This is a genomic window from Duganella rivi, from assembly GCF_009857435.1.
GTDB lineage: Bacteria > Pseudomonadota > Gammaproteobacteria > Burkholderiales > Burkholderiaceae_D > Rugamonas > Rugamonas rivi.
In genome coordinates this window covers 213,305-237,243 of the sequence record NZ_WWCK01000003.1, presented here as the reverse complement: position 1 = coordinate 237,243, position 23,939 = coordinate 213,305, and the positions used below count along the sequence as shown (strand labels likewise).

23 protein-coding genes are annotated in these 23,939 nt (G+C 61.9%); 2 read left to right on the top strand and 21 right to left on the bottom strand.

The annotated features are described in order from the left end of the window. From GTP45_RS09760 to GTP45_RS09710, 11 genes are all read right to left on the bottom strand, one after another. The gene (locus GTP45_RS09760; protein ID WP_161013685.1) at nucleotides 1-300 is read right to left on the bottom strand and encodes a PAAR domain-containing protein; all 300 of its coding nucleotides are present in this window, start codon (nucleotides 298-300) and stop codon (nucleotides 1-3) included. 9 nt (nucleotides 301-309) lie between these two features. Then, nucleotides 310-2,100: a type VI secretion system tip protein VgrG gene (vgrG, locus tag GTP45_RS09755; protein WP_161013684.1), complete on the bottom strand. Its 1,791-nt coding sequence runs from the start codon at nucleotides 2,098-2,100 to the stop codon at nucleotides 310-312. A 5-nt stretch (nucleotides 2,101-2,105) separates the two neighbouring features. Then, entirely contained in the window at nucleotides 2,106-2,783 is a 678-nt protein-coding gene (locus tag GTP45_RS09750) for a CIS tube protein (protein WP_161013683.1), read from the bottom strand. A gap of 2 nt (nucleotides 2,784-2,785) precedes the next feature. Beyond that, the gene (locus tag GTP45_RS09745) at nucleotides 2,786-2,947 is read right to left on the bottom strand and encodes a DUF5908 family protein (RefSeq protein ID WP_161013682.1); all 162 of its coding nucleotides are present in this window, start codon (nucleotides 2,945-2,947) and stop codon (nucleotides 2,786-2,788) included. A 15-nt stretch (nucleotides 2,948-2,962) separates the two neighbouring features. Continuing rightward, nucleotides 2,963-3,418, bottom strand: a complete 456-nt coding sequence (locus GTP45_RS09740) for a phage tail protein (RefSeq protein ID WP_161013681.1) — start codon at nucleotides 3,416-3,418, stop codon at nucleotides 2,963-2,965. A gap of 7 nt (nucleotides 3,419-3,425) precedes the next feature. Beyond that, nucleotides 3,426-3,842, bottom strand: a complete 417-nt coding sequence (locus GTP45_RS09735) for a phage tail protein (RefSeq protein WP_229258397.1) — start codon at nucleotides 3,840-3,842, stop codon at nucleotides 3,426-3,428. An 87-nt stretch (nucleotides 3,843-3,929) separates the two neighbouring features. Then, complete coding sequence (locus tag GTP45_RS09730) at nucleotides 3,930-5,546, bottom strand: phage tail sheath family protein (protein ID WP_161013679.1); 1,617 nt, start codon at nucleotides 5,544-5,546, stop codon at nucleotides 3,930-3,932. A gap of 17 nt (nucleotides 5,547-5,563) precedes the next feature. Beyond that, nucleotides 5,564-6,337 (bottom strand): hypothetical protein, encoded by a 774-nt coding sequence (locus GTP45_RS09725; protein ID WP_161013678.1) that lies wholly within the window; start codon nucleotides 6,335-6,337, stop codon nucleotides 5,564-5,566. A 3-nt stretch (nucleotides 6,338-6,340) separates the two neighbouring features. Further along, nucleotides 6,341-6,916: a Pvc16 family protein gene (locus GTP45_RS09720; protein ID WP_161013677.1), complete on the bottom strand. Its 576-nt coding sequence runs from the start codon at nucleotides 6,914-6,916 to the stop codon at nucleotides 6,341-6,343. Nucleotides 6,917-6,996: 80 nt separating this feature from the next. Continuing rightward, the gene (locus GTP45_RS09715) at nucleotides 6,997-7,701 is read right to left on the bottom strand and encodes a hypothetical protein (protein WP_161013676.1); all 705 of its coding nucleotides are present in this window, start codon (nucleotides 7,699-7,701) and stop codon (nucleotides 6,997-6,999) included. Between the two features lie 197 nt (nucleotides 7,702-7,898). Beyond that, nucleotides 7,899-9,251, bottom strand: a complete 1,353-nt coding sequence (locus GTP45_RS09710; protein WP_161013675.1) for a hypothetical protein — start codon at nucleotides 9,249-9,251, stop codon at nucleotides 7,899-7,901. Nucleotides 9,252-9,380: 129 nt separating this feature from the next. Between GTP45_RS09710 and GTP45_RS09705 the strand changes: the two genes are divergently transcribed. Beyond that, nucleotides 9,381-12,059: a bifunctional acetate--CoA ligase family protein/GNAT family N-acetyltransferase gene (locus GTP45_RS09705; protein WP_161013674.1), complete on the top strand. Its 2,679-nt coding sequence runs from the start codon at nucleotides 9,381-9,383 to the stop codon at nucleotides 12,057-12,059. Here the strand turns inward: GTP45_RS09705 and GTP45_RS09700 are convergent. The 8 genes from GTP45_RS09700 to GTP45_RS09665 form a co-directional block, all read right to left on the bottom strand. After that, nucleotides 12,054-13,511, bottom strand: a complete 1,458-nt coding sequence (locus GTP45_RS09700) for a glycosyltransferase family 39 protein (RefSeq protein ID WP_161013673.1) — start codon at nucleotides 13,509-13,511, stop codon at nucleotides 12,054-12,056. The genes GTP45_RS09705 and GTP45_RS09700 overlap by 6 nt on opposite strands. A gap of 13 nt (nucleotides 13,512-13,524) precedes the next feature. After that, nucleotides 13,525-14,565 (bottom strand): bifunctional UDP-4-keto-pentose/UDP-xylose synthase, encoded by a 1,041-nt coding sequence (locus tag GTP45_RS09695; RefSeq protein WP_161013672.1) that lies wholly within the window; start codon nucleotides 14,563-14,565, stop codon nucleotides 13,525-13,527. 63 nt (nucleotides 14,566-14,628) lie between these two features. Next, on the bottom strand, nucleotides 14,629-15,924 hold the full coding sequence (locus GTP45_RS29295; RefSeq protein WP_161013671.1) for an ATP-binding protein: 1,296 nt from the start codon (nucleotides 15,922-15,924) through the stop codon (nucleotides 14,629-14,631). Further along, the gene (locus tag GTP45_RS09685) at nucleotides 15,921-16,583 is read right to left on the bottom strand and encodes a response regulator (RefSeq protein WP_161013670.1); all 663 of its coding nucleotides are present in this window, start codon (nucleotides 16,581-16,583) and stop codon (nucleotides 15,921-15,923) included. The genes GTP45_RS29295 and GTP45_RS09685 overlap by 4 nt, the downstream gene beginning before the upstream one ends. A gap of 16 nt (nucleotides 16,584-16,599) precedes the next feature. Next, nucleotides 16,600-18,585: an LTA synthase family protein gene (locus GTP45_RS09680; protein WP_161013669.1), complete on the bottom strand. Its 1,986-nt coding sequence runs from the start codon at nucleotides 18,583-18,585 to the stop codon at nucleotides 16,600-16,602. Further along, the gene (locus tag GTP45_RS09675) at nucleotides 18,582-19,415 is read right to left on the bottom strand and encodes a hypothetical protein (protein WP_161013668.1); all 834 of its coding nucleotides are present in this window, start codon (nucleotides 19,413-19,415) and stop codon (nucleotides 18,582-18,584) included. The genes GTP45_RS09680 and GTP45_RS09675 overlap by 4 nt, the downstream gene beginning before the upstream one ends. Nucleotides 19,416-19,435: 20 nt before the next feature. Further along, on the bottom strand, nucleotides 19,436-20,173 hold the full coding sequence (locus GTP45_RS09670) for a hypothetical protein (protein ID WP_161013667.1): 738 nt from the start codon (nucleotides 20,171-20,173) through the stop codon (nucleotides 19,436-19,438). Then, the gene (locus GTP45_RS09665; RefSeq protein ID WP_161013666.1) at nucleotides 20,170-21,345 is read right to left on the bottom strand and encodes a sialidase family protein; all 1,176 of its coding nucleotides are present in this window, start codon (nucleotides 21,343-21,345) and stop codon (nucleotides 20,170-20,172) included. The genes GTP45_RS09670 and GTP45_RS09665 overlap by 4 nt, the downstream gene beginning before the upstream one ends. Before the next feature lie 240 nt (nucleotides 21,346-21,585). On the opposite strand from GTP45_RS09665, the gene GTP45_RS09660 reads away from it, so the two are divergent. Next, complete coding sequence (locus GTP45_RS09660; protein ID WP_161013665.1) at nucleotides 21,586-21,951, top strand: hypothetical protein; 366 nt, start codon at nucleotides 21,586-21,588, stop codon at nucleotides 21,949-21,951. 12 nt (nucleotides 21,952-21,963) lie between these two features. Here GTP45_RS09660 and GTP45_RS09655 read toward each other — a convergent pair whose 3' ends face one another. Then, nucleotides 21,964-22,986 carry an AraC family transcriptional regulator ligand-binding domain-containing protein gene (locus GTP45_RS09655; protein ID WP_161013664.1) on the bottom strand — a complete coding sequence of 341 codons (1,023 nt, stop codon included), beginning with the start codon at nucleotides 22,984-22,986 and terminating at the stop codon, nucleotides 21,964-21,966. Continuing rightward, on the bottom strand, nucleotides 22,983-23,879 hold the full coding sequence (locus GTP45_RS09650) for a GGDEF domain-containing protein (protein WP_161013663.1): 897 nt from the start codon (nucleotides 23,877-23,879) through the stop codon (nucleotides 22,983-22,985). Before GTP45_RS09650 ends, GTP45_RS09655 begins: the two co-directional genes overlap by 4 nt. Between the last annotated feature and the right edge of the window lie 60 nt (nucleotides 23,880-23,939).

The window sequence follows — 23,939 nt, the reverse complement described above, 5'->3', positions numbered from 1 at the left end:
TCAGCCCCCGATCATCACGGTCGGCAAGCCCAGCACGATATTGCCGCCGTGCGCCGTGGTGTCGCCCATGCGCGCCGCCGGCCGGCCGGCAATCATCACCGTGGCGCTGCCCTTGACGATGCTGTCCGGCGGCCCCACGCACACGCACAGGTCGCCCACCACGGCGGCCGGCAGTGCGCCGATCAGCACATTCGGCACGCAGGGGCCGGAGATCGGCCCGCCGACGTGCGGAATCGGCGGCAGCCCCGGCGTGACCATCGGGCAGACGTGCATATCGGTGATGCGGGCGGCGGGCGGCATGGCGTGTCCTTAATTAATCATGACCATCGCGCCCTTGACGGTGGTCTGGCCGGCGGCCGACAGCTCGGCGGTCGCCGCACCCTTGGCGGCGAAGCCAACGTTGGCGCTCTGGTTGATATTGAGGCCGGTGACCTTGACGTCCATCTGTGCCGCCACCTCGACGTTTTGCACCGCCGAAATCGCCACCTTGCCCTTGGCGCTGATGGTGATGTCCTTGGGGCTGTCGAGCAGGATGCCGCTCGGGCTCAGTTCGACCTTGTTGCTGTTCTGGTCTTGCAGCAGGATGGACTTGGCGTCGTCGCTGATGACGATCTTGTTGTTGCCCGGCGTGATCAGCGTGATGACCTTCTTGTCGTCGTCAAATTCCAGCTTGAGCTTGCTGCGCGTGACCAGCGCCTTGAAATTATTGGCGGCCTCCAGCTCGTACGCCGGCGTGCGCGCCGCGCTGTACAGGCTGCCGAGAATCACCGGGCAGGACGGGTCGTTGTTGAAAAAGCCCAGCACCACCTCGTCGCCGATCTCGGGAATGATGAAGGCGCCGAAGCCCTTGGAGCCGTAAAAGCTCGACAAGCGCGCCCACACGCCCACGGTTTGCGCATTCATCAGAGGCACCGTCACCTGGATTTTGTACTGGCTTTCCGGGTCGGCGTCGAGCTTCTTGACCACGCCCACGTGCAAGCCGGTCACGCCGGCCGTCAAGCCCGATGCTTCCGCCGATTGCAACTGGTGCTCCTCGGTGAACCAGTAAGCTGGCATGCCGAACTCCACCTCCGTAGTCCAGTTGCCCGCCGTCAGCCGGTGCGTGACATTGCTGACCAGGACGTCGCCGTTGAAGTGCGTGCCGGTGCCCGCCAGCGTAATCATGGCGCCTGGCTTGGCGGCGGCGTGCCCCTGGAAACTCACCGAGCCGCGAATGCGCGCCAGTGCCGACTTGGTCTGCTGGGCCTTGCTCCAGGCGGTGAGTGCCGCGCTCTCCAGCGGCGCGGCCGTTTGCAGCACGTAGTCGCTCACGCCCAGTACCTCGGCCAGCTTGGACGGTGCGACGTCGCCGTTGCTGCCGTAGGTGACCGGAGTGGCGCTTTGCTGGACAATGGCCTGGCTGGTCAAGTCCCAGCTGGTGCCGGTCACTTTGCTCAGCTGCCAGCGCGCATCCAGCTCGGCGTCGAAAGAAATAATATCGATGCCGTAGGTGAGCAGCAGCACCGGCGCCGCGCTGCCATCGGGCGCCTTGACGCTGACCGTGCCGGCGTCCACCGTGACCAGAAAGCCGTTGGCCTCGGCGCGCGCCATCATATAGTCCCAATCGCTGACGTAGTACTGCACCAGTTCCTTGTAAGTGATGCTGGTGCTATCGACCTTGGCGGTCAGGCCCGCATGGCCGCCGATTAAGGCTGCCATGATGTCGCTATCGGTCTTGTCGACGAAGTTGGCGTTGCGGCGGCCGACCGTCATGGCCAAGGCCTTGTCGCGGCACTCGATCACCAGCCGCGACTCGTTGCCGGCGCCGATCTTGATCGCATGCTTGATGACGATGCCCTTGAAAATCTGCGTGACCTTGCTGTCGTAGCCGGCGCTGATGCAGATCTCCGCGCCCGGCAGCAGCATGGTGGTGTCGCTAACCGGAAATTCGCGGTTCGGCATGTCGCCGTCCACGATGGTGATGATTGCCGTCGGAATGCGGTTGGTCTCGTGGCGCGTGACGATGGATTCCACCTGCACCGTGTCCTTTTTTTCCTCGCCATCAATGGTGAGGATAAAACTGAGCGGGCCGGTGCTTTCGGCAATTGGGGAGACGGGCATGATGCTTAACCTAGCGGTGGAAAGCGCAGGCTGGTGCCGGGCACCAGCTGGCGGAATGCCGTCAGGCCGTTGATCCGCGCTACTTCAAGGTAATAGGACGGATTGCGGTAAATGCGCTCGCACAGCAGCGGCAAGGTGTCGCCGGCGCGCACCACGATCAGGTGCGTCAGGTCGGGCGAGCTTTGCTTGCTCTCCTTGATGATTTCCTGCTGGCTGATGTACTCGACCAGATTGAGCGTGACTTTGGCGCGCAGCGGGTCGCCGTTCGGCATGAACAGCGTGTAGTCGAACTTCAGGCTTTCCACCCGGCCGTAGAAAATCAGCGCGCCCCACACGAGCTGCACTATCGGCGCCTCGTGCTTGGTGCCGACATAGGCATAGACGGCGGTGCGCAATTGCTCGACCTGCGTCTTGACCGGCACCACCACGCCCGGCACGGCGCCAGTGCCGTCCAGCGTGAGCGCTTTCAACGTCAATTTTTCGGCCTGGGTGACGTCGTATTTGGTCTCGGTGCCGGCCTGCCCCAGCGCTTGGGTTTTGGTGTAGCGGATGTTTAAGCCGTGCTCATACCCGGCCGGATTGATCAAGGCCTGAAATTCCGGGCGCGAGCTGTCCACGCTCACCACGCCGTCGTCCGACACGGTGCAGGCGGCAATCGTCAACAGGGTTTTCTGGCCCGACATGCCTAGCGCTCTCCGCGTTCACGCAGCAGGTTGAGGATCATCTGACGGCAGGCCGACAGGATTTCTTCCTTTAGTGCTGGCGTTGCCGCTGGCTCGCCGCTGTCGCTGGCGGCGCGCTCGACGATGGTGGTCTTGATCACCAGTTCCCGTATCTCGATCGACATGGTCTTCTCCCGTGGTTAAAGCACGCGCTGCGAGTACGAGTACGCCAGCGAAATTTTCTCGATCGCCACCTCGTTCTTGGTGGAGCTGAAGCCGTCCACGCTCCACTTGACCGGGTAGCTATCGTTGAACTGCCACGCGCGCAGCACCTCGCCGTGGCCGCCGCGCAGCATCACCATCACCGTTTGCAGCGTGATCATCGAGGCAAACTCGCCCTCCAGCGTGTCTTTGCACCACAGCACCAGCGGCGACAGCATGCTGGCGATGCCACGCTTGAGTTCCAGATTGCCGTGCTTGACGGCCTTCGGCAGCTGGTGGATGAAGCGGTTTTCGCCGCCTTCCGTCAACGGCTCCAGCTCGATTTCGGTGGCAATCCCCGAGACCTCGCTGAACGCCATGTCGGCCACCAGGCTGCCGCTCAGCGCGACGGTGAAGTAAAACGCCGCCGGCGGATAGTCGTCGAACAGGCTCATTGGCTACCTAGCCGTTCGCAATGGTCAGGCCTTCGTGGACGATCTCGATCGACTCGATCGCCACTTCGTTGCCTTCCGACTTCAGATCGGTGCTGGAGATCTTGGTCGGCCACGCATTGGTCAGCGTCCACACCATGGTGTCGTTGCCCTCCTCGTCCAGCAGCGAGATGGTCACCGGCACGCGCTTGATGGTGTTCATCTTGATCTGGTTGAGCCAGTCCCAGAACTTGTTATCGCCCTTGAACACGCCCTTCTTCATGGTGATGTTGCCGTACTTTTTCAGCCCCGGCATTTTGATCACCGAGAACACCGGGCTATTGCCGTGACGGTATTTGATCTCTTCCGACTGGATGTCCAGGCCGGACACCTCCTGGAACGACATTTCGTTCGAGTCCCACTTCACGCGGAAATAGAACTTCGGCATCGGCCATACAGTTGCGGATTGACTTGCGCCATCGTCTGCCATATCACACCTCTTTGCTTAGTTGTTGCACAGTTATTGGATGGGGAATCAGGACTTCTGCATTTGCTGCTGGAAGGTGATCTCGATGAACTCGGCCGGGCGGCTGACCGCGACCAGGATCGTCACGCGCAGGATGCCTTCGAGGATGTCCTCGGCCGTCATGGTTTCGCCGAGGCCGACCGAGACACTGAACGCATCTTCCGGGCTGGCGCCGGCCAGGCCGCCGCGCTTCCACACGCTGGTCAGGAAGTTGTTGGCCATGCCCTTGATGGTGACCCAGGTGCCGCTGACGTTCGGCTCGAACACATAGGCCTTGGTGGCCAGGCGCAGCGATTCCTCGATCATGATCATGGTGCGGCGCACGTTGATGTAGCGCCAGTCCAGGCTATTGCCGTCCAGCGTGCGCGCGCCCCACACCAGCACGCCTTCGCCGATGAAGGAACGGATGGCGTTGATCGACTTGCCGGCGGTGGTAACGTTCAAGCCTTCCTGCTCGGCGTGGCTGATGTTGACGGTCGGCGACACCACGCCGGACAGGCTGACATTGGCCGGCGCCTTCCACACGCCGCGCAGGTTGTCGACCAGTGTGTAGACGCCGGCCATCGCCGACGCCGGCGGCAGCAAATTGAGCTTGCGCTTGATAACCGACAGGATGCTGACATAGGTCGGGCTGACCGCAAACAGGATTTTGTGCAATTCCTCATCTGACAGGATCTTGCCGCCGACGGCGCGGTTGGCGTCAGCCACTTGCGCGACGAAGCCCTTGATATCTTCGTCGTTGCTGTGGGCATCCTTGAGAATATTGGTCAAGTCGGTACGGGCGGCAAAGGTGTCGAAGCTCAGGTCGGAGGTATCCACCATCACGGTGTTGAGCCATGGATAGTAGGCGGCGGCGAATTTGAGCTGGGTGGTGCCGAGGCTGTTGCGGAACGCCGCCACCGGATCGCCCTCTGGCGCGGTGCTGTCGTTGAAGCCATTGTGGATGTCGAAAATGGCGAAGCGGTTTTTCATATCGACGCCGCAATGGGTCAAGGTCTCCTGCTGCACGCCGATGCCATCGGCCTGCTTCAGCGCCATGGTGTCCGGGATCACCACCATGGTCGGCTCCTGTTCCTTCAGCAGCAGCTTGAGGCCGGCCGTCAGCGCCTTGGGCTGGATGTCCAGTATGTCGGAGTAGGTACCGACCGAGACGATGTAGCAGCGCGCGCCGCCATTGGCGAAGAACAGCTGCATGCTGCGGTACAGGTAGTAGCGCTCGGTGTCGAGCTTGTTATCCTTGCGCTTGATGAGGTAGCCCTTGTCGCCGACCTTGAAGTCGGGTAAGACCGGAACAGCTGACTTGTCGGCTGGCTGGTCGGCCGGCTGCTCGCCGCCGCTGCCCTCGGCGCCGCCCTCGGCCGGCGCAGGCGCGGCATCGCTAGCTGGCTTCTTGTCGTCGATCGGGACGATGGTGAACTGGTCTTTCGGCGCTCCGCCGAAATACGATTCGAACTCCGCCATCGAGCTGATCGGCCACGGCTTGTTGTGCAACGGACTGCCCTTGTTGTCCGCTTTTTCGGTGTAGCCGATGAATGCCGGCACCGCCGTGGCGACTTCCACCACGGAATTCGGAAAGGCATTTTTCTCAACGATATATACACCAGGGGTTTTATACGCGCCTGCCATATCTTTTCCTTTGAAGATTATTGATGAACATAAATTTCCGCAACGATCATGGATTGGCCGTTGGGACCCCGCTCTTTGCCGAGCTTGTCAACACTGGCATTGGGCAATCGCCTGATTAATACCTTTCCTGTCGCTCCTGCTTCCCGTAGCTGCAAGCGCTGCCGCGGTATGCTTTGCATCGGCACCGGCGACGCCGACAGGTACGCCGTCCCGTTTGCTGTTGCGGCCAGCGGCGACGGGGCAAATGCCCAGCCCGGTTCACTGTCGGACGCATCCAGATCGATGATGCTGAGTTTCTTTGCCGCCAATCCGCCGGAGAAAAAATATTTCCAGTGAATCAGCCTCGATTGCAGCGCGAAGCGCCATGGCGAGACTGGCGCAGCTTCCGGGTCTGCTGCCAGCGGCGCGCACGCGAGATCGATCCACAACAGCGGCCCGCCCCCCTCGCCGCCGCGCGCCGGCTGCGCCACGGCACGCAGAACGCCCAAGGCGCCTTGCTCGCCAGGCGTCGTGGCCACATACGCATCCTGCGGCCACGCCGTGTAAAAGCGCAGCAAGGCGTCCTCCGCGTACACATCAAAACCGAGCTGCCACAGCGCCGCGCTGGCGACGCCTGCACGCTGCTCCTGCCATAGTTCGACGCCGCGCGGCAGTGCGCGCAGCAGCAAGCCTTCCTGTTCCATCAAGGCCGCCGTCTCGGCGGTCGGCACGTAACGCAAGCCCGGCAGCGCCGCATGGCCCAGGTATTCGTGCGTGACGTCCAGCGCCAGCAAGCGGGAATAACGCGGCATACGCTACCCCTTTACCACCGGCTGCAAGTCGGTGATGAACGGCAGCTGGCCGCTCACCGCACCGGCGTCCACCGTCACCATCCGCACCTTGTAAAACATCGACGGCAGATAGCGCCCGCCCAGCAGGCTCCACAAATTATTCAAATCGGGGATGGGCAGATTCTCGATATCCAGCACCAGCCGGTCGATGCGCCGGTCCAGCCCTGGGCTGTTACGCTGGTCAAGCACCGGCTTCATCTGGAAAAACGCCACCGCCTGCGAGATGTACTTGAGCGCCTCGGTGTAATTACCGGCGCCGAAATTGGCGCTGACCATGACGTACAGGTTAAGGAACAGTGGTGCGTTGTTTTGCAGCAGACGGTCATCCAGACCGCGCACGCCGCCGCTGGGGCGGTACGGCACCGTATCCTTCTCGACATTGACCAGCGTGAGCACCAGCTTGTTGTTGGCGTTGGGCGTGACACTGCCATCGAGCTCGACCAAGTTCGACACCACAGCCACATCCTCCGCCAGCTGGAAATTAATCCTGAACTGCTGGTTGAGCTGATGGGCCATATGGCTAAGTGCCGCACTAATCATTTGCCGCTCCGATAAGATTGCGCTCACCTTAGCCCCAGCTGCGCCGCAGATGAAGTATCTTTACCGTTACACGATGCGTGTTACTCCGGCAGATACGCGCGCAGCGCTAGCATGCAGCGCTCGGCCATGCCCTCTTGCGCGGCGATGTTGATGCTGCCGGCGTCGTCAAACTGCTCGTACCACAGCACTGCGCCGTCGCTGACCCTGCGTAGCAGCAGCGACACGCGCACGCGCGCAGCATCCTGCCGCACCGTACCTTCCAGCAGTGTGGCGTTGGCGACGCTGCCCAATGCAGCCAATGGGATGTCGGTGTCAACACGGCGGATCGGGCCGACCGCGCGATACAGGCGGTAGCCAAGTTCGTCGTTCAGGCCCAGCACGTAGGCGGTGAGCGCGGGATCGGGATTGAGGCAGGCGAGCTGGCGCAGCATCAGCAGCGGCGGGGCTTGGGATAGGGCCGGGATTTGTTGTGCACTGGCCGGCGCGTACTCGACTTTCGGTTGGTAACTGCCGGTTGGTATGCTGATGCGAAGCGCATCGTTGCAGCCTTCCTCGGCATAGTAAGCGGCAAGCCGCAAGCGCAAGCGGCCGGCCTGCACCCGCACGATGGGATCGTCGCCGGTGTAATACGTAACACGGTCACGGCCGAACACGGCAACGCCGATTTCATGTTCAGGCGGCGGCGTGGGATCATCATTGCCGACCGCTCGGCGCACCAGATAAGCCAGCAGCGCGGTGCAGCGATGGGCCTTAGAAAATTGCTTGCTGGCCAAAACCTTTTTCAACGCAGCAAGGATTTCCTCGTCTGTGCTGCGTGGCGGCGTCAGCGCAGGCGCGGTCGCCGTAGCGACCTGGATGTGTGCCGGATGGTTGATGATAGTCCCCTGGAGTTATCGTGCGTGAGCAATCTGAAAGCACTTTAAGTCCGACGAGGAAAATCTTTCTTCTGGAAACCTTCCGCGAGCTAAGCCATTGATTTTTATCAGGCGCGTACGACCTTGTCGAAGAGATTTTCGAGCAGATCCGCTTGCTCCCGGTGGCCCTTCTCGTTATTTTTGTCGCCCCACATGTCACCGTATGGGCTCATCTGATCCATTATGTTCTTGGGCACCATGCGCACCCAGGTTCGGATGAACGTCCTTGGCAATTTCGCTTGCTCGTCCAGCGCACTTTGCAGCGTGTCGTCGTTAGTTAGGTCGACGCTCAGTCTGCGCTGCTTAAGTTCAGCTTCGCCTCTAAGGATTTCCTCCGCCTCCTGCCCCAGCAGCTCCGATTCAGTATTATGAAGATTGTACGGTTCGACATAATGCAGGAGTTCTTCATCCGACTTACCTTCAAAGAAATTCCTAAAATTGCCCTTATGACGATAAGTTTGTACCAGTTGATCAATCAGTTCGCTACGCTCAAAATGCTCCGGCGGTCGGGTGCGATGGCCCAGCTTGGGCGTCGAATGGTACAGATTGGGATCAGATAAACTCACCCGCCCAAAAGCTGGCAACACGGGAGAGTGGATGGAGGTATCGTCCTCCTCAATCTCCTGCTCCCGGCGACTGGCAATATCGCTCTGGACTTCAGGCGGCAAGTTCCATTCAAGATCCTCAACGCCGTAGTGATCCTGATAGAAGTCCGGCCCTTGCATGGGGGCGGCGTTACTAAAGGTGAGATTAAAGAACACTGTGCTACCCCGGCTATCCTTATGAAATCCAAGTGCCCCTTGCGCGCGGTTAAATTGGCAGTCCACATCAATGACGACCTGGTGGGAACGTGAAATTTCAGGCCAATTTTTCAGCAGATAAGTCCACTGCCCAGAGTCTTGGAGCGTTCCCTTCACTAAAGGGCGGATCAGCGTGTCGAGTCGAGCAGGGTCGAAGTCATCCGGCAAGGGCTGCATTCCATGTCCCTCAGGCTGCGGATCGTCTATCCTCGTCAAGGGGGCGCCTGGCTCAAAATTGATGGTTCCTAGACGAAAGCCTCCGGTGTCGGCCCCCTGCAGCTTTTGAGCGGTCTGTATGATGCGCCGCTGTAGCTCTGCGCCGGAGATATCGACCGAGCCTCCGGTCTCCCGGTTGACACTCTTCGCCATGGTTCTATCGAAGCTTCCCACTGAATCTGCAGGGTAGTCGACCTTCTGAACCACATCGGTGCTGCCATTCGCCATCAACTGCGCATAGTCTTTCAGTTGCGCCGTTTGCGGCGAGATGCTTGCCGCTTGCCCATGATGGCTTAGCCGGAGCGAGTCGCTGCGGCTATCCGGCATTTTTTGGGCCGCAGCATCTGGCAGGGATGCCTTCTGCCTTCCTGCGGGGCTAGCTTGACGAATGCCGCTACGGCTCATTTGCATCTCCTTGGCGTCTACGCGATGGCGATGCGATGCTAGCGTGCCGGTGGAATGACGGTAAGTGTCGTTACCGTAACACCGCGCTTGGCGTATAGTGTGGTCTTGTTGCTGCTGAAAAAGGATGTCATGGATCTGCACTATCTAAGCCCGCTGTTTGCGCCCAAGTCGATCGTCGTGTTTGCCGGCCCGCCGGACGAACCTGAGCGGCAAAATGTCTATGGGCGCAGTATTTGCGCGCAGTTGCGCAACGGCGGCTATGAAGGCGCCCTGACCTTCCTTGATGTGAGCATGACCGGCACCTTGGCCGACCTGGTGCAGTCGCGCGCCGACCTGGCCCTGATCGCGCTGCCGAATGAGGAACTGGCCTTCGCGCTGGAGGTCGCGGGCCGCATCCAGTGCAAGTCGGCGCTGATCGTGTCGTCCGGCGTGCTGCCGGCGCAGGCGGCCGAGCTGCATGCCATCGCCCGCAAGCATGATATGCACTTGCTGGGGCCGAACAGCCTCGGCTACCAGCGTCCGCGCTTGAAACTCAATGCCGGCGTGGCGGGCCAGTTGGCGCAGGCCGGCAGTTTGGCACTGATCTCGCAATCGGGCGCGTTGACTTCCGCCATTCTTGACTGGGCCGGCACCAATGCGGTGGGCTTGTCGGCCGTGATTTCGCTGGGGCCAAATACCTCGGTCGATTTGGCACAGGCGCTGGACTTCCTCGCCACCGATCCGGCCACCGAGAGCATCGTCATCTATATGGAAGGCATTACCGATGCGCGCCGCTTCCTGTCGGCGCTACGCGGCACGGCCAATACCAAGCCGGTGGTAATTATCAAGTCCGGCAACGGCGCGGCGGCGTCGCGCGCGGCGGCCACGCACTCTGGCACCCTGATCGGCAGCGATGAAGTATTCGATGCGGCCCTGCGCCGCACCGGTGCGGTGCGCGTCAATACCTTCGTGCAGTTGTTCTCCGCTGCCAAGTGCCTGGCTTCGCGCTACCGCCCGGTGGGGCCGCGCCTGGCGGTAATCAGCAACGGCGGCGGCCCCGGCGTGCTGGCCGCCGACTGGCTGGCAAAACTGGGCCTGCAACTGGGCGTACCGGGAGCCGAAGCGGCCCAAGCGCTGGCGCCGGAACTGCCGCCGCATGCGACGCTGACCGACTTGCTCGACCTGTCGGAAGAAGCCGGCCCGCAGCACTATGCCGCCGCCATCCGCTCCTGCGCGCAGAATCCGAATATCGACGGCCTGCTGGTGATCTACTCGCCCAAGCTCGATGGCGATCCGGTGGCTGTGGCGCAAGGGGTGGTCGATGCGGGCCGCGGCCTTAGCAAACCGCTGCTGACTTGCTGGATGGGCGACGAGCGCGTGGCGCCGGGTCGGCAACTGATCGCGCAATCCGGCCTCGCCAATTTCCGCACGCCGGAGGCGGCTGTCGATGGTTTCAGCAATATCGCCGTGTTCTACCAGAACCAGCAACTGCTTCAGCAAACGCCACCGCCCTTGTCGCAACTGGCCAAGCCCGATCTTGACGGCGCGCGCCGGCTGGTGGAAAGCGTACTGGCCGAACGCCGCAGCGTGCTCACCGAAATGGAATCCAAGGCACTGCTGGCCGCCTTCCACATCCCGATCACGCCGACCATGCCGGCCCGCAGCGCGGCCGAGGCGCAATTGATCGCCGCGCAGCTGGGCTACCCGGTGGCGTTGAAAATCGACTCGCCCGACATCAGCCACAAATCCGAAGTCCAAGGCGTAGTGCTCAACCTGAGCGATGCCGCCGCCCTGTCGGCCGCCTACAACGACATGCTGGCCAACGTGGCGCGCTTGCAGCCCGGTGCGCGCATCAATGGCGTGACCGTGCAGCGCATGGCGGGCAAGCGCGATGGCCGCGAGTTGTACATCGGCGTCGCCAGCGATCCCTTATTTGGCCCGGTGATCGGCTTCGGCGCGGGCGGCACCATGATCGACTTGCTCAACGACCGCGCGGTCGAACTGCCGCCGCTGAACCCATTCCTCGCGCAGCGCCTCGTGGATCGGGCACGCGTAGCGGCCACCTTGGGCGAATGGCGCGGCGCGCCGGCGGTGGATCTGCAAGCGATTGAGCACATCCTGCTGCGCGTATCGGAGATGGTGTGCGAACTGCCGCAACTGCGCGAACTGGATATCAACCCGCTGATCGTCGATCAGAACGGCCTGGTTGCCGTTGATGCGCGCGTGGTGGTTGGCGCCGCGCCGCCATCGGCACAGCGCTTCGACCAGTTGGCCATCATGCCGTATCCGTCCAACTACGCCAGCGTGTGGCCGATGCGCGGCGGTGGCGAATACACTCTGCGTCCAGTGCAACCAACCGACGCCGAGATGCTGCAATCGCTGGTGCGCGGCCTGTCCGAGCAATCGCGCTACAACCGCTTTGCATCGTCGCTGCGCGAACTGTCGGCGCAAATGCTGGCGCGCTACACGCTGATCGACTACGACCGCGAGATGGCGCTGGTGGCCGTACTGACCACGCGCACGGTCGAAGATGACGGTAGCTTCAATGAGACCGAGAGCATCATCGGCGTGTCGCGCTACATTGCCAATCCTGACCGCAGCAGCTGCGAGTTCTCGCTGCTGGTGGATGACAAATTCAGCGGCCAAGGCTTGGGCACGCGGCTGATGCTGGAGATTATGGACGTTGCGCGCGACCGGGGGCTGACCGAAATTGTCGGCCTAGTCCTGCGCAAGAACCGCCCCATGCTGAAACTGATGGCCAGCCTGGACTTCCAGATGCGCCCCTACGAAGACGATCCAGAGTTCCAGTTGTGCAGCAAGGACTTATAGGCCGGAGACGACGACTACACGCTCGCTGCTGCCGATGACTTTCATCGGCAACTGGCGCTTTTGCAGTTCGCTATACATGGCCGGACGCATGATCGCGTATTGCGGCCCGCGTTGTGCGGCGCGCTTGCGCCAACGGGTGGTGAATTCTTCCAGCGTTGGAATGCCGAGCTCCGGCTGCTGTTGCAGACCGAACGCCAATTCATCGGTGTAGGCCACGGTGATGACTTTGTGCTCCATGTAGAAAGTCATCGATTGCTCATAGGTGCCGACGGCGTACACCGGCGTATCCGGCGCCAGCTTGTCGCGCAGGACTTTCGCCAGCACTACGCCGGACTGCTCGCGGCCATATTGTTCGGTGGCCGCCATCCCCACTTGCGTCAGCACCCAGCCGGCAATGGCCAGCATCAGAACGGTGACTGTGCGCCAGCCTTTCAATTCCAGATGACGCCCTATTAGCAGCGCCAGGGCGGGAAACACCGGCAGCATATACCCCGGCAGTTTGGAACTTGAAACGCTGAAGAACAGCAGTATGAAGCCTATCCACACCAGCAGCATGGTGCCGCTTTGAAAGCGTCCCGGCTGTGGACGGCGTGCCGCCATCAGACTTGGGGGAATCATCGGTAGCCACGGCAGCGTGGCCGGCGCCATCAGCACGAGGAAGTAATACCACGGCCCTTCACGGTGATGCTCTTTCAGGAAGAAGCGATCCCAGTGTTCGTGAATGAAAAAGAACGCCGGCTGCTCTGGATTGCGCACCGCTACCAGCAAGAACCACGGCAGGGCCACCAGCAGAAATACCGGTAAGCCCAAGCCAAGATGCAAGCGGCGCCAAATTCCCCGGTCGCCGCTGATCAACGAATACAGCACCAGCACGGCGCCCGGCAGCACAATGCCGATCAAGCCTTTCGCCAGCAGCGACAAGCCCATGCCCGCCCAGCACACCAGCATCCAGCGCCGCTGCGTCGCATCGCTGACGCCGGGCTGCTGCGCGATCAGCAAGGCGCACAGCGACAGTCCCATCGTCACCGCCACGCCGAGATCCAGCGAATTAAACTGCGATGCACCGGCCCAGAACACCATCGACGCCAGCACCATGGCCGCATACAAACCGACGCGGCCGCCGTACACGCGCCAGCCGGTATAGCCGACCATCGCTACGCCAAAAAGACCACTGACGCCATTCCACAGGCGCGCCTGCCAATCACCGATGCCGAACACCGCGAACGACAAGGCGCTCATCCACGTATGCAGCGGCGGCTTCTCAAAATACTTAATGCCGTTTAACCGCGTGGTGACCCAGTCGCCACTGAGCAGCATCTCGCGCGCCATTTCTGCGTAGCGCCCCTCGTCCGGCGGAATCAGCGTGCGCACGTTCAGCACGAACAGAGAGGCGACGATGAAAACGGCGGCCAGCAGATACCATGCGGCCTTGGAGCGCAAGAAGTCGGACATCGGTGTTGGAGCGTCAGTTCACCAGTTCTTTTGCTGCCGCTACCTGGTCACGGTACGCGTCGAAGATTTTCTTCAGTGCGTCGGCCATGGTGGTGGTTGGCTTCCAGCCCAGTTCTTCGCAGGTGTTGGTAATCTTCGGCACGCGGTTTTTCACGTCCTGGTAGCCTTCGCCGTAGTAAGCGCCGGAGGTGGTCTCAACGATCTTGACCTTGGCCGCGCCTTCTGCGTACTCAGGGTACTGCGGGGCCAGTTCCATCATCATGTTGGCCAGCTGGCGGATCGAATAGTTGTTGACCGGATTGCCGATGTTGTAGATCTTGCCGGTGGCCGCGCCGTTCTTGTTCTCGATGATTTTCATCAGGGCGTCGATGCCGTCGTCGATGTCGGTGAAGGCGCGCTTCTGGTGGCCGCCGTCGACCAGCGAGATGTTCTCGCCACGGACGATGTGGCCGAAGAACTGGGTCACCACGCGCGACGAGCCTTCTTTCGGGGTGTGGATCGAATCGAGACCCGCGCCGATCCAGTTGAATGGACGGAACAGCGTGAAGTTCAAGCCTTCCATGCCGTAGCCCCAGATCACGCGATCCATCAGCTGTTTGGCGTTGGAGTAGATCCAGCGCGGCTTGTTAATCGGGCCGCAGATCAGTTCCGAGTTCTCAGGGTCGAACTCCTCGTCGTGGCACATGCCATACACTTCGGAGGTCGATGGGAACACCAGGTGCTTGCCGTACTTGGCAGCGGCGCGCACGATCGGCAGGTTGGCTTCAAAGTCCAGCTCAAACACGCGCAATGGCGCTTTCACGTACGTGGAAGGCGTAGCGATCGCCACCAGCGGCAGGATCACGTCGCACTTCTTGACGTGGTAGTCCACCCATTCCTTGTTAATGGTGATGTCGCCTTCGAAGAAATGCATGCGCGGGTGCGCCAGCAGATCGGCGATGCGGTCGGTATTCATGTCCATGCCGTAGACATGCCAGTCCGTGGTTTCCAGGATGCGCTTGGACAGGTGATGGCCGATAAAGCCGTTCACGCCGAGAATGAGAACTTTTTTCATTTAATGCTGCCACCGGATTTTTTTAGAAGCCGGAAGTTTGCCTGAGCGAGTATTAACGCAGCATTAAATCTTTGGGGTAGCGGGAAATAGTACCGTGACGCTCAGTCCACGCCCCTCCTCGCCCTCGGCCAATACAATTTCGGCATCATGGTGGTCGGCGATATTGCGCACGATGGACAGCCCAAGGCCGGCGCCCCACGCCTGTTGTCCGTCCGGGCGGAAGAAACGGTCGAACAGGCGCGCCCGGTATTCCTCGGCCACGCCGGGGCCGTTGTCGCGCACGCGCAGGAACGGGCGGTCGCCGTCGTAGTCGGCTTGCAGGTCGACCCGGCCGCCGCGCTGGGTGTAGCGCAGCGCGTTGTCGATGAGATTATTCAGCAGCACCCGCAAGCCGTCTTCATCGCCGAAGATCAGTACCTCGCATGGCGCCTCGACGCCGAGATCGATGTCGCGGCTCTCCGCCAAGGTGGAGTGGTCGCCAACGGCCGCTTCCAGCAACTCGCTCAGGCTCACCGGCTTGTGCTGCGCCGCCGTCAACGCCGCCTCGTGCCGCGCAAGGCTAAGAAGCTGGCGCACCAGGTGGGTGCTGCGATCGAGCCGCTCGTGCAGCTTGGCCAGCGCCGCCGCACGCGCTTCATCGTTTGGCGCGCGTTCGACTAGCTGCAACTGCAATTTCAGCGCGGTCAGCGGCGAACGCAGTTCGTGCGCCGCATCCGCTACAAAAGTGCGCTGCGACGTCAATGCCTCGTCGAATTGACCCATCAGCGTGTTAAGCGCGGCTGCCACCGGCAGCAATTCAGGCGATAGATCGTCGGTCGGCAACGGCGACAAATCAGATGGCGAACGTCCCTCCACTCCCTGCGCCAAACGGTGCAAGGGCCGCAGCGCGCGCCCGACCACCACCACCACCAGCACGCCCAGCACCAGTGCAAATACCAGCAGCGGCGAGCCGGATCGCAAGGCCATTTCCGCCGCCAGCTTGTTACGCACCGCCAGCGGCTGCGCCACCTGCACGAAGCGCCCCTGCCTATCCTCGCCGTACAAGCGCCAATGGTGACCGTCGATCTTGACGGTCTCGAAGCCCTGCACATCGTGGCGCATCAGCGGTTTCAGTCCGTGCGACATATGCAGCACCTGCATGCTCTTGCCGTCCCAAACCTGGAGGACGTATTCTTCTTCAGGATCCTCGGGGGCCGGCAGACTGCTGTCGGGAGCAACCGCCAACTGGCGTAATTGAAGGTCGGCCAGTTCATTGGTCTCCATGCGCAGGAAGCGATACAGCGACGCACCGGCGCCGACCACGCACAGCAAGGTCGCGCCCAGCAGACCAACCAGCAGTTGGCGGCGGATCGTTCTCACGGCGCCGTCACGATTTTGTAGCCGACGCCGCGCACGTTCTTGATGAAGTCCGAGCCGAACTTTTTGCGCAGGTGGTGCACGTAGACGTCAACGGTATTGCTCTCCACTTCGGAGTTCCAGCCGTACAGCTTTTCCTCCAGCTGCGCCTTGGACACCACGCTGCCCGGATTATCGAGCAGCGCGCGCAGCACCGAGAATTCTCGCGCCGACAGCTTGACCGGCTGGCCATCGAGCGTGGCTTCATGGCTGGCGAGATCCAGGCGCAAGCCGCCATGCTCGATCACGGAACGGGTGCGGCTGACGCGCCGACGCAGCAGTGCGCGGATACGTGCCAGCAGCTCGTCGAGGTCAAAAGGTTTAACCAGATAGTCGTCGGCGCCGGCATCAAGGCCTTCGACGCGCGCCGGCGTGCCGTCGCGCGCGGTGATGATCAGCACCGGCAGGTCGTCGCCGCGCGCGCGGGCGGCGCGCAGCACTTCCATTCCCTGCTTGCCCGGCAGGCCGAGATCCAGCAGCATCAGGTCATAATCGACGCCGGCCAGTGCCAGCTCGACGTCGCGGCCATTACGCACCCAGTCGACTGCGTAGCTTTCGCCACGCAGGCCTTCTTCGATGCTCTCGCCGATCATCGGATCATCTTCGACCAACAACAAGCGCATAACGGCCTCCTTGCGGCTATTTAGACGGCGGCAGCTTGTAACGCTGCTCGCGGTACAGCAGCGACGGCAGCACCACGTGCGACATCGCCTTGTCCACCAGCTGCGCATCGGGCACGCCGCCGGTAGTCAGTACGCCGGTCGCCGCATCATACTGACCAGCCAGCGGTGATTGGCCCGGACGCAGGATGGTGGCCGACGAACCTTCCAGCCACGCGAAGTAATTATCGAACTGGATCAGCGCGCGGCCCGGCGTCTCGCTATCACGCGCCAGGTCGCGGCCTATCATCGGATGCTCGCTCGATACGCCAATCAGCGACAACAAGGTCGGCGCCAAATCCACCTGGCTGGCAATCGTGGTAACGCGCTTAGGCTGCACGTCCGCACCGAGAATCAGGCCAGGAATGTGGAACTTCTTGATCGGCACCAGGCTGTCGCCATAGACGCGATTATCGTGGTCGGCCACGATCAGGAATACCGTGTCCTTCCAATAGTCCTGCTTCTTGGCTTCCGCGATGAAGCGGCCCAGCGCATAGTCGGCGTACTTGACGGCGTTGTTCACGGTCTGCTTTTCCGCGTCGTGCAGCTTGATGCGGCCATCCGGGAACTGGAATGGTTCGTGATTCGACGACGAGAAGATCAGGCTAAAGAACGGCTTGCCGCTGGCATGCAGCGTCTTCAAACGCTCCAGCGATTTGTCGAACAGGTCTTCGTCCGATGCGCCCCAGCTACCTTCAAACACCGGGTTCATATCGCGGCGATCCACCACTTTCTGGAAGCCGTTACCGGTGAAGAAGCTGCGCATATTGTCGAAGTGCGCCTCGCCGCCGTACACGAACTCTGTGTGGTAGCCCTGCTTGCCCAGCCCTGCGGCCAGCGTGTAGAAGTTCTGCTGCGACAGCGACAGCTTGACCACGCTGCGCGCCGGGGTTGGCGGATAACCCGCCACCACGGCCTCGATGCCGCGCACCGAGCGGGTGCCGGTGGCGTACAGCTGCTCAAACCACCAGCCTTCTTTCTTCAGCTTTTCCAGTTCCGGCGTGACCGGCAGGCCGCCCAGCGATTCCACGAAGGTCGCGCCCAGGCTTTCTTCCAGCACGATCACCAGGTTGAGGGGACGCGGGCGCTCCACCGCCGCCACTTGCTTGTGCAGGGTCGGCATATCGGCGGAGGTGAATTGCTGATCGCGCAGCCACGGCGCGCTCTTCACCACTTCAAACACTTTCTCGCGCGGGTACTTGCCGTAGATCTCGGACGAATTGGCCTCATGGCTCATCGCGCCCCACGCATCCAGCACCGACCACGGCGAGTTGATAATCAGCGAGTTGACCATGGCGTCGCCGGTCAGCGCGAACAACGCCGGATTGGCCGGGCGGTGCGCCAGGGTCGAACGAATCTGAAACGCCACCAGCAGCACCAGCAACGGCCACAGGGCCAGCAGCTTCAATGGACGCCACGCGGTCATGTTGGCCGATGCCGCTTTCAGCAGCTTGTAGATCGCAGTCCCCAGCAGCACGGTAAAGCCGACGCCCAGCACCAGCGCGATGCGGAAGCCGTGCCACAAGGTGGACATCACCTCGGCCGGATACGACAGGTATTCAATGAACAAGCGGTTCGGACGCACGTCATACTGCATCACGAACTGCGGCGTGGAGAGCTCCATGAAGACGATGAAGATCAGTGCAAACGTACCCCACGCCACCGTCACGTTCTTCCACAGCTTCAGCGTTTTTTGATGCGCCAGCAACGGAGACAACACCAGCGGCAGGACGATCAAGTAACCGAGCATGATCAAGTCGGCGCGCACGCCCTGCACCATGATCTGGCCGACGATCCCGGTGGCGGACACGCGCTCCCACTGCCACGCCACCAGGCCGGCGCGCGACAGCGAGAAAATCACCAAGCCAAGCAGCAACACCTGCAGCACGCCGGCGAACGGGCCGGCCCACAGCGTCAGTTTTTCAAGCCGCGCCGCGAAGCGCTGCAACAAGGACTGCTGCATCATTCGGCACCAAAGCCAGGATGGCTAGCGATGTAGGCGCCGGCGCCGGCACCGGCGCTCAGCATCCAGCCGGTCAGCAGGATGAACACCAGGATCATGCAGAACAGCGTGGAGATATTGCGGGCGTCGCGCGAGTCGGCGAACACCGGCTTTTTACCGTAGTTCACGCCGAAGAAGTAGGCGGCAACCACGGTCACCAGGTAGTGCATCGCGCCGAAGATCTCACCCAGCTCGCCTTTGCGCGGGTGGTCCACCAGCAGGTGCGACAGCGCCACCAGTACGATGTAAATAATCGACGCCGACAGCGGCGGCAGGTACAGGCCAAACTTCTCAACGAAGGTACGCACGGCTGGCTTGGTACGGGCCAGCAGTGGCAGGATGATGTTGTGGGTCAGGCCGACGATGGCGATAATCTTCAACAGCACGGCCTTGTGCAAGCTGCTCTTGCCCAGCGCCAGATTGTGCAGATTGGTCTCGCCTTGACGATTATTCTGCGCGAAGAACTCCGACGGAATAATGTGCAGCACGCGCTGGAACCAGCTGATTTCTTCCAGCGCGGCCAAACCCACCAGCGCGCTCAGTCCCACGAAGGCCAGCAATTGCAGGTTGATCTTCGGTTCGCGCTGCCATTGTTCGACGGCGAGGAAGCCCAGCAAACCCGACAGCAGTGCAAAGCACAGGAACTGCATCCATTCAACGATGCCATCTTCTACCAGCAAGCGCCACAAGGCCTGCTGATCGTGCGAGAACGCGACCGCCAGGCCGAGAAGAAAGACGTTGATCGCGACACCGGTCGCAACTACCGGATGCACATACCACTTCGTCGATGCCATGTATTACTCCCTTGTTGATATTATTTGTACTGAACTTGTTCAATGTCGATGGCAGCGGCACGTGCCTGCGCCAATTCCGGCTCCACGTCCACTTCGACCGGGGGCACGACAGGCGCCAGCAGCGCCGCCTTGCGCGCCTGATAGCGGCGCACGGCGGCCCAGATGACCGAGCCTACGGCCCATGCCCACAGCAGCGGATCGAGTAGCGCATCCCACAGATTACCGCTAGGGAGGCGCAGCAGCGAGAACAGCAAGACGCTGGTCAGCAAGGCCGCGCCGGCGGTGCCCGCATAACGGAAGTAGACGGCAGCAGCACCCGCAACGGCAGCAGCAACCGTCAGCACCGCGGCGGCGCCGGAGTCAAAGCCGCGATAATAGAGTCCTACCGCGATCACGCCAAAGGCGTCGAGGTACAGCACCACGCCGATCACGGTGAGCAACAACGCGAAGGCCGGGTGCAGCGGGAAGATCACCGGGCGCTCGCGCCAGCGCGCCAGCAGCGCCACCAGGCTATAACCGGTCAGCAGGCCGCTTGGATACTGGAACACCAGCGTCAGCCAGTGCGCCGGCGACGCTTCGCCCGGCAGCACCATCATCAGCGCCACGGTGCCGATGACGATGGCCTTGGTGCGGCGCGCCAGTTGCGGGAAGATCTTCGGTAGCACGGTAGGCAGTACCGACAACAGCATCGACGCGGCGACCAAGCCCCACGCGATGCGCGCATAAATTATCTGTAGCTCGAGTTCGGGCAAGCTCATAGCACGTCCTTCCCGTCGTGAATTTTCAGGCGGTGGTGCGCGATCGCTTGCCGCTGGTGGGTATAAGTAATGTGCAGCTCATCGCCCACCTGGAACATGGTGGGATAAGAGAATTCGTCGCCTTCCTGGCCGGACACGATGTCGGTCAGCGGCGTCCACACTTCGCCTTTGCCGTCGGTCGAAATCGACAGCGACAAGGTGCTGCGGGCGGTCTTGCGGTTGGTGCCCTGGTTGCGCAGCATCAGCAGGCTGCCGCTATCGAGGCGCAGCACCGCCAGCGAGGTGCCGAGATTGCGGATCGAGGTCGGGCCGAGGTCTTGCCAGGTCGCGCCGTTATCGTGGCTGACGGCTTGCTGCACTACCGAGTGATCTTTATTCGCATCGCGCATCCAGGCGCGGATTTCGGTAGGCGACACCGGCACCAGGGTCGGTTGCAGCGAGCGGGTACGCGCGCCGATGCGGGTCAGGCGCTGCGGATCGCCGTTGGCGTCGAACGACACCAGCATCGGATATTTGTGGCCGATCTCGAAATAGACCGGCAGCCACCAGCCGCCATCGGCCAGGCCGACCGGGGTCGAACGCACCAACACGCTGGTATTGAACACCGGCGACATCGGCAGCACGCGGCGCACTTTAAAACTATGGCCCTCGTCTTGCGATTGCAGCTGCACCACGCGCGAAGCGGCCCAGCCGCCAAGTCCGGTCGCCACGACATATAGATGAACCGTGCCATCGGCGGCAGTCCACGCCACCGGATTGCCAATGCGGCGCACGCCGTGGCCCAGCGCGGCACCGAGCGACTCGCGGCTGGCGACCACCCAGTTGTCGCTCCACTGCCCGTTCGACCAGCGCGAGGCGTAGACCTTGACGTCCGGGCCGGACTCGCGGCTGCCAGCCCACCAGAATGCGATCAAATCGCCCTGCGGCAGTTGCGCCAGCGCGCTGGCGTGCGCGGACGGCACACCTTTCGGCATTGGAATAATGGCGTGGGAAATCTCGGTCAGGGTAACCGGGGTCGGCGTGGCCGTGCTGACGGGCGCCGGCTTGGCGTGGTGCTGCGACGCGCGCGACCAGCGCCAGCCCTCCGCTGCCGCCACGGTTGCTACTGCAAAAATACATGCTCCGACGACCAGCCAAGCCGGTCGCTGCATCGGTGGGCGTGAAACTCCCATTCCGTCTCCAAGAGATCGGGACTGAAGGAAGCCGTCACCGTGTTCCCTTTGCCCTAGTAATAATCATCCCCCTCCCAGTCGGAGGAAGACGATATCCTACAGGAAAATCAGGATTAGATGTTGAAAGGCATCGGTTCTCCACCGGCCAGGCGCAAGCGACTCACCATACAACAATATGTCGCAAATACTCGAAGCGTAGTCAACAAATAACTTATCCTTGGTTCACTTTAGATGCATTATTTGCACCTACGATATTATTTTTATAATTCAAGAGATAGAAACCCGATCGAAATCAGCGCCGGTGCGCTCAAGGGCGACGGCAGCTTCTCCTTTGGCGGCTACTACAACAGCAACGGCAGCTTCGGCACCGATAGCTACACCAGCGGCGCCAAGCACGGCAGCGACTTGCTGGTGCACGCCCTGAGCGTCACGCTGGCCACGCCCAACGAGGTCAGCCTCGTCTACTCGTCGGCCACCCACTCGCATCTTGCCTACGACTTCTCGGGCAAGCTCGGCGCGGCCGATACAAGCAGCGTGGGCTACGACTTCGGTCACCTCAAAATCATCGGTGCGCCGGCCGTGGTGGCGGAGGTGTACCACAGCTGATTCTGGCGGGACTCAGGTGCGCAGCAATGCGTCCCGGAGCAAACTCGGCGCCAAGCCTGTCCAGCGCTTGAAGGAGCGGCGGAAGTTGGTGGCGTCGTGGAAGCCGAGGTAATGGGCCACGGCTTCGTTGTCGTAGCCGCGCATCTGGAATAGCTGCATTGCCACGTGGGTGCGCACTTGATCGAGCTCGGCCTGGAAGTGGCTGCCGTGACGCGCCAGGTGGCGTTTCATGGTCGCAGGGCTGATGCCAAAGGCGGCGGCGCTGCCTTCCAGCGTTGGGCTCAGCCGTATATTTTCCAATAGGTAGTCGTAGAGCGCCGTCAGCAAACTCGGCGCGCCGGCTTCCGCGTCCCCGCCTTGCAACGCTACCGATGCCGCCATCGCATTGCCGCGCGGCCAAGGACGATCCAGCCAGACAGGATCAATCAGCATCGCGTCGAGATGGCAGTTGAAACGCAGGTCGCTGCCAAGGTGGACCTCGTGCTGCTCCACGTGCGCCGGTGCGCTGCGGTTGATGCAGTAGCGCCAGGGCAGGCGCTCGCCGCTGAGCCAGCGGCACATGGCCGTCACCGCCGTCATGTGCATTTCGACCAGCGCCGGCAGTTGGCTGGGTGCGCCAAAACTGTCAGTCCAATACAGCACCGCCAGACCGCCCTCCTCGCGCAAGCGCGGCGTCAACAACGGACACAGGCGCGCATGTCCCGTACACAGAATATCCAGCGCCTGCCGCAAACTCTGGGCTTGCAGCAGCGCATGGCTGAGAGCGCCATAATGGCCGGGCAGCATTTGCTGGCCCAGCATGAAACTGGTATCGGGACTATCAAGCGCGCGCATCACATTGGACAGCAGCTGCAAATACTCGGCTGGCGTCAGCTCGCAATCGGCAGACGGCATATCCCAGTGACGCAGGCCGGTGCCGCGCAATAGCGTGTCGCCATCGCGATCGAGCTCGCGGCTGCACGCATAGTCCAGCACCAGCGCCGGCTGGTGCTGCGCCGGGATAAAACGGTCGCCGCTTTGACGATAAGCGATCACGCCGCTGCCGTTCCAGCCGATTTGGCCTCGGCTTGCAATGCCAGCTCACGGCTCAACTGCGCCAGCAGCACGTCCGGCGCAACGTCGGCAACCGCGCTGGCGTGGCGCAAGCTGATCTGCACCCTGCCATCCCTGGCATGATGGCGCATCTGCCCAACCATGGCCGACAGATGACGCGCCAAGGCTTCGGCTTCGGCCGCGCTGGTGCCGGGCATCAGCAAGGCGAAGCGGTCGCCAGCGTAGCGGCACAGCAGGTCGTCATTGCGCAGATTCAGCAGCAGCATATGGCCGACCGCTTGCAGCACGCGGTCGCCCTCGCGCTGGCCGTGGTCGCGGTTGATGCGGTGGAAGCCGTCGATATCGAGCAGCACCAGCGCGCATGGCTGCCCGGCGCTATGCGCTTGCTCGTGGCGGATTTGACGGCGCAGGTAGTCGGCGTTGGCCAGTTGCGTGATGCGGTCGAAAGCGCGATGGTCGCGGAACAGGCGTTCACGCTTTTGCAGGTGTTCGTTGAGGCGGAATTGCTCGTGGCGCCAGTAATACATGCCGCAGGTAACGCACAGCATGCCGAGCGGCACCAGCGATTCCAGCCAGTGATCCCAGCGCGCCGCCTTGCTGATGGCGAAGAATTCGTCGAGGCAGTCGGCGAAGGAACCGATCATGATCATCGACAGGCCGCCCGCCAGCAAGCGCGTCACCAGTCCGCCGGGGCGGCTGCTCAGAGTGAAGAGTACCCAGCTGCCGGCCATCACGGCGGTGCCGCCTTCGCTGATGATGTCCGTCCACTTCCACACGGCGAAGGGCTTGGCGATGCCCAGCGTGGAATACAGGCACACGCAAGCCAGCAGTGCGAGGCCGGAAACAATCAGGGTAAAGCGGTGTAGTTGCAGCATAGCTTGGCGATGGACGTGGTGAGTGCCGCAGCAGCCTAACTGTGGTTTATGACGCGGGTA